The sequence below is a fragment of the Ilumatobacter sp. genome, assembly GCF_049588435.1.
Taxonomy (GTDB): domain Bacteria; phylum Actinomycetota; class Acidimicrobiia; order Acidimicrobiales; family Ilumatobacteraceae; genus Ilumatobacter_A.
Genome location: NZ_JBAVYV010000553.1, coordinates 1 through 5,335, shown reverse-complemented (window position 1 = coordinate 5,335; position 5,335 = coordinate 1). Strand labels below are relative to the sequence as shown.

The following is a 5,335-nucleotide window of genomic DNA, read 5'->3' as shown; positions in this document are numbered from 1 at the left end:
TGAGCACCTCGGACTCGTCGACGAAGTCGACGTTGAGGGCCTGGAGGATCTGCGCCTCGACGAAATGGCCGATGCGCGCCTTGGCCATCACCGGAATCGAGCAGACCGACTGGATCCCCTCGATCATTTCGGGATCGCTCATGCGCGCGACGCCACCGTCGACGCGGATGTCGGCGGGCACACGCTCGAGCGCCATCACGGCGACCGCGCCGGCGTCTTCGGCGATCTTCGCCTGGTCGGGGGTGACGACGTCCATGATGACGCCGCCCTTCATCATCTCGGCCAGCCCGCGCTTGACCGCAAAAGTGGACGATGTTCCGGAATCGCTCATCAGCTCAGCGTACTTCCGGTTCAGGCGTCAGCGGATGGTCATCTCGGTACTGATCAGCGCGTCGTCGGTGTTGCCGTTGTGCTCGGCCAGTTCGATCCACGTGTTGCCGGGGGTGAGCAGGATGTCGTCGCCACCCTTGCCGTCGAGGAAGCGGATCGGTTCGGTGTTGGAATCGCGGATCCACGACGCCTGGCGGTATTGCCCATTGCTGAAGATGTATGCCTGACCCGACCCCACGGTCTGGGCCTCCGGCGAGTTCCGGTCGATCTGGCTGGGCAGGTACGTTGCGACCATCACGATCACGTTGTCGGCGCTGATCTGGCCGTTCGCGATGTCCATGTGCGGGCTTCCGGCCTGCGAGCGCATGAACGTGCCTTCGGCGGCGTTCCAGTCCCATTGCACGAAGTTGCTGCGCATCGGGAGGTCGACGCCTTCGACCGGAGTCCATCCTTCGATCTCGTCGCCCGGCAGGAGGTATTCGTACTGCTGGGGCGGCGCCCCGGGGTGGTCGGGGGGCGTCTGCGCCCACAGCGCTTCGGTCGAGTTGTACAGGTTGTGCGGTGCCGAGCCGGGACCGCGGTAGTACCCCTGACCTCCACGGTTGGCGTTGAGGTCGGTCAACGTCGAGTCGGCGATCAGCCGGGTCACACCCGGGTTGCCTCCGGACCACGCGAACAGCGGCTGGTCGAACGACGTGAGCAGGTCGACGTCCTGCGAGCGTCCGGAGCGGATCGGCCCGACCGGGTCGGCATCGTTGGTGTGGAAGATTGCGGCGAACCGCGTGTCCTGATTCTCGACGATCTCCTCGAACACGATGTCGGCGAGCGCGATGCCCGTGTGGCGCTGACGTGCGCTCTCCTCGTTGTTGTCGATCTTGACGACGAGCGCGGGGCGGGTGAGCAGCTCCTCCTCCGACTCCACGGGAGCACCGGTCAGAGGCTGACGGAGTGGCTCGACGACGGGCGGAACCGTGGTGGTGGTCTCGGGAACCGTCGTGGTCGTTGTCGTCGTCGTCGTGGTCGTGGTGGTCGTCGTGGTCGTGGTCGTCTCGGCCATCGTCCCGGCGAACGAATCGTCCGAACCGCCACATGCGGCGACGGTCAGAGCGAGCGCGGTGATCGCCGCGATGATCTTCGAATTCATCAGAGTTCCCTCAGCAATGCGATGCGCTCGTCGAGCGGTGGGTGCGTGTCGAACATTTTGTGGATCCCCCCGAATCTGCCGGCGTCGCCGACACCGCTCAGGGGCTGTCCGATCCACAAGTGTGCCGTGGCCGTCGTCGCAGAATGCGTCACCGTCGTGTCTTCGTCGAGTTTTTCCAGGGCGGCGATCAACCCCGGCGGATAGCGCGTCAACCGACATGCACTCAGGTCGGCGAGCGTCTCGCGTCGGACCGGGATCACGGTGCGCATCACCCAGCCGAACAACGGCGAGAAGAGCAGGAGTGCATACCCGCCGAATGCGATCGGGTTGCCGCTCTCGGCCGGATCGGCCGGACGCTCGACGCGGCCGCCGTTCCACCACTTCAGGCGAAGCAACAGGTCGGCGCACAGCGGAATGGCTCCCACGAGCGTCACCGCGAGGGTCGAGACGAGGGTGTCGTAGTTCTTGATGTGACTGAGTTCGTGCGCGACCACACCCTCCAACTCCACGCGTTCCAACGAGTCGAGCATCCCCGTCGTCATGACGAGCGACGCGTGGTTCGGCCCGCGGCCCGTCGCGAAGGCGTTCGGCGCCGGGTCATCGACGACGAGCACGGCGGGCTTCGGAACACCCACGGTGACGCACAAGCCGTCGACGAGGTTGTGGAGGCGTGTGTACTTCTCCGGATCGGCCGGCTGGGCACGACTGACACGCAGCGCGATCGAATCGGCCCCGGAGTACGAACCCGCGACGAAGAGAACCGCGAACACGAACGCGACTCCGGTGACCACCGCGACGCTGCCGAGCAGGAGCCCGAGCACGAAACCGAGGAGTGTCACCCCGATGACGAAGGCGCCGACCAGGGCGAGACTTCGGCGCTTGTTCGATCCGACGAGGTCGGTCATCGGGGACGGCGCGCCGAGTGGCTCGCGCAGAATCGCAGCGCGTGCGCGTTCGGAGGCCGATCTTCGTCGATGCGCAGATTCATGGTCGCAGTGTACGGGGTCGGGTCTGCGCGAGATCGTGATAGATCTCGATGTAGCGGTCGGCGAGAGCGGACATCGCGAACTGTTCGGCCCTCGTGGCGGCAGCTGCGCGCAGCCGCTGCGACCCCGTCCGGTCCGCCAGCGCCCGTCGCAAGCTCACCACGAGCGCGTCGACATCGCCCGGCTCACACAGCAGTGCGTCGTGCTCGTCGGTGACGACGTTGCGGTACCCGTCGAGCCCGCTCGCGACCACCGTGGTCCCGGCGGCCAACGCCTCGACGAGGACGACTCCGAACGACTCACCCCCAAGCGATGGCGCACAGAACACTTCGGCGGCGCGCAGCCGGGCGAACTTGTCCTCGTCGGTGATCCTGCCGAGCCAGCGGATGCGATCGTCGCCCGCCGTCCGAGCGGTGAGGCGCGCCGTGTCCGGCCCGGTGCCGGCGATCCACAATTCGGCGGCGACGTCGAGACGCGTGAACGCGTCGATCAGGACATCGAGTCCCTTGCGTTCCTCGTGGCGACCACAGAAGAGGATCGCCGGCGAATCGTCGGGCTGTCGCACGAACGGCGGGGTTTCCCGGATCTGCTCGACTTCGACGCCGTTGAACAAGACCTCGTAGTCGCCGCCCAGGTGCGACTGGACGAGCTCGAGCGCGTCCTTCGACACCACCACCTTGTGGTCGATCCGCTTGATCCACGACAGCAGCCACGGTTTGATCAGCCTGTAGCTCGCCGATCGACCGGCTGCGTGGAACGTTCCGACCGTCGGATAGCGGTGGGTCACCGCCGCGGTCAACGTCGGCCCCGGCACCATCGGTTCGTGCAGATGGACGACGTCGAATCGCTCGGCGGCCAGCGCCTGCAGCGTTCGGAACATCGCGGGAGGGTCCGGCGCGAGCGGCGCGATCGACCCGTTGGCCGACGTCGGCAACGACTTTCCGAGCGGCGTGACGAAACTCGCGGGCGGAGGCCCGTCACACGGCCCGAGCACACGCGCTTCGAGCCCTCTCGAGCGGAGCTCCTTGGCCAGGCTCAGCACCTGCATCTGCACCCCACCGGGAACGCTGAGGCTGTACGGACAGATGATCCCGACCCGCATCGTCATCGTCCGCGCGCCCATTGCGTCGTGGTCCTGGACTTCGTCGTGGTCCCCGACTTCGTGGTGGTCCTGGACTTCGTCGTGATCTCGGTCGTGGCCGAGCCCCCATATCCGGGGTCCGATGGCCAGTTGGGCTGGAAGAGATGCCATTGGGACGGCGCGCGTCGAATGAGCGTCTCGAGTTCGCGGGCGATGTCCTGGGTGATGCGATCGACGTCGTCGCGCAGTCGCTTCGCCTGTCGTTCCGGCCAGAGCGGTGGTCGCACCCAGCCCAGATGGGCATCGATCCGATCGGTGAAGTAGACGGCGGTCGGGAAGATCGGCGCGCCGGTCCGCAGCGCGATCGTCGCCGCCCCTCCGGGCAGCGTCGTCGTCTCGCCGAAGAACTCGACCTCGGGCCCGGACTGGCCGATGTCGCGGTCGGAGAGCAGGCAGACGATGTGATTCGCGCGCAGCGCCGAGATCACGGCGGACCCCGCCTTGGGGCCGAGCGGGACGACGTGCATCCCCAGCTTCGAGCGGAGGTCGACGAACCAGTCGAACAGTTCCGGCGGCTCCAGGTGCTCGACCACGACGGTGATCTCGTGGCCCTGATCGGCGATCCACCGCCCGGCCCACTCCCATCCACCGAGATGTGGAAGCGCGAGGATCGCTCCGTTTCCGGCTCGCAGCGCCTCGACGATCTGGGGATATCCATCGTCGGTGAAACCCCGGTCGACCGCGCGCTTCGACATCGTCGGAAGGCGAAAGCTCTCGATCCAGTAGCGGGCGTAGAAGTCGAACGCCTGCTGGCTCGCGCGGCGCAGGCGGAGCCCGCGCAACGTGGGGTCGACCCGGCGGAGATGACGCTCGATCATCTCGCGGCGCTCCGGGCTGAAGAAGTTCGCTCCCGCACCGAACGGCACGGCGAGGCCGGCTGCGAGCACCCCCGGGGTGACGCGGGCGGCGAGTGCGGCCAGCTTGTACCCGTTGGTCGTGAATGCGTCGGTCAGTTCGGCCATCAGGGTCGTCGACGCGGGACTCGCGTCCGACGACGCTCGGTCCGCATCACCCTCCGGGTGGCCCGACGGGTGCGGCGCATCTCGATCCGCTCCTGGGTGACCGGAGCGACCGCCGCCTGCTTCCACACCTTCCAGAACCGCTGCATGGCGGTGATCGTGGTCAGCACGAGCATCAGCCACAGGATCGGGATGAGCAGCACGTTGACCACGAGACCGATCAGAATCGCGATGATCCGTTCGGCGCGCTCCATCAGGCCACCCTTGGCATCGATCCCGAGCGATTCGGCCTTGGCCCGCTGGTAGCTGACCAGCGACGAGACGCCGGCGATCGCGAACGGCAGGATCGGCATCGCGTCCGGGTACTGGGGGTCGGTCGCGAGGTACCAGGCGATCCCGCCGAGCAGGAACATGTCGGTGACACGGTCGACGGTGGAGTCGAAGAACGCGCCGCGCTGGCTGGCAGCGCCCGAGGCTTTGGCGAGCGCACCGTCCAGGAGGTCGGGAAGACCCGCGAGAACGACGAGGAAAGCACCGAGCCAGAGCCGGCCCGAACCGATCGCGACACCGGCTGCGATGCCGACGACGAGTCCGACGATCGTGAGGTGATCAGGGGTCAGTCCGGTGCGCCGCAGGGCGTTGCCGATCGGCTTGACGGCTTTGTCGACCGGTTTCCTGAAGGTGCCGTCGAACATCGTGTCGAGGTTAGTCCGGGTTCGCTTCGACGAGTTGCTCCACGATCGAACCGTCGAGGGCGTCGACGAGCACCAGCCCG

5 protein-coding genes and 1 pseudogene are annotated in these 5,335 nt (G+C 67.0%); all 6 read right to left on the bottom strand.

The features are described from left to right. A pseudogene (locus WBV89_RS20775) lies at positions 1-331 on the bottom strand (pyridoxal 5'-phosphate synthase lyase subunit PdxS); the annotation flags it as partial. A gap of 27 nt (positions 332-358) precedes the next feature. Beyond that, entirely contained in the window at positions 359-1,474 is a 1,116-nt protein-coding gene (locus WBV89_RS20770; protein ID WP_423983237.1) for a DUF3048 domain-containing protein, read from the bottom strand. Then, positions 1,474-2,379: a M48 family metallopeptidase gene (locus WBV89_RS20765; protein WP_423983236.1), complete on the bottom strand. Its 906-nt coding sequence runs from the start codon at positions 2,377-2,379 to the stop codon at positions 1,474-1,476. Before WBV89_RS20765 ends, WBV89_RS20770 begins: the two co-directional genes overlap by 1 nt. A 79-nt stretch (positions 2,380-2,458) precedes the next feature. Further along, positions 2,459-3,568 (bottom strand): glycosyltransferase family 4 protein, encoded by a 1,110-nt coding sequence (locus WBV89_RS20760; protein ID WP_423983235.1) that lies wholly within the window; start codon positions 3,566-3,568, stop codon positions 2,459-2,461. Continuing rightward, positions 3,565-4,563: a phosphatidylinositol mannoside acyltransferase gene (locus WBV89_RS20755; protein WP_423983234.1), complete on the bottom strand. Its 999-nt coding sequence runs from the start codon at positions 4,561-4,563 to the stop codon at positions 3,565-3,567. The genes WBV89_RS20760 and WBV89_RS20755 overlap by 4 nt, the downstream gene beginning before the upstream one ends. Then, positions 4,563-5,255: a CDP-alcohol phosphatidyltransferase family protein gene (locus WBV89_RS20750; protein ID WP_423983232.1), complete on the bottom strand. Its 693-nt coding sequence runs from the start codon at positions 5,253-5,255 to the stop codon at positions 4,563-4,565. The genes WBV89_RS20755 and WBV89_RS20750 overlap by 1 nt, the downstream gene beginning before the upstream one ends. Positions 5,256-5,335 lie beyond the last annotated feature (80 nt).

Excerpts from the sequence above, each read along its gene's own strand:
- WBV89_RS20770 (WP_423983237.1), bottom strand. The coding sequence starts at position 1,474 with ATGAATTCGAAGATCATCGCGGCGATCACCGCGCTCGCTCTGACCGTC.
- WBV89_RS20765 (WP_423983236.1), bottom strand. The coding sequence starts at position 2,379 with ATGACCGACCTCGTCGGATCGAACAAGCGCCGAAGTCTCGCCCTGGTC.
- WBV89_RS20760 (WP_423983235.1), bottom strand. The coding sequence starts at position 3,568 with ATGACGATGCGGGTCGGGATCATCTGTCCGTACAGCCTCAGCGTTCCC.
- WBV89_RS20755 (WP_423983234.1), bottom strand. The coding sequence starts at position 4,563 with ATGGCCGAACTGACCGACGCATTCACGACCAACGGGTACAAGCTGGCC.
- WBV89_RS20750 (WP_423983232.1), bottom strand. The coding sequence starts at position 5,255 with ATGTTCGACGGCACCTTCAGGAAACCGGTCGACAAAGCCGTCAAGCCG.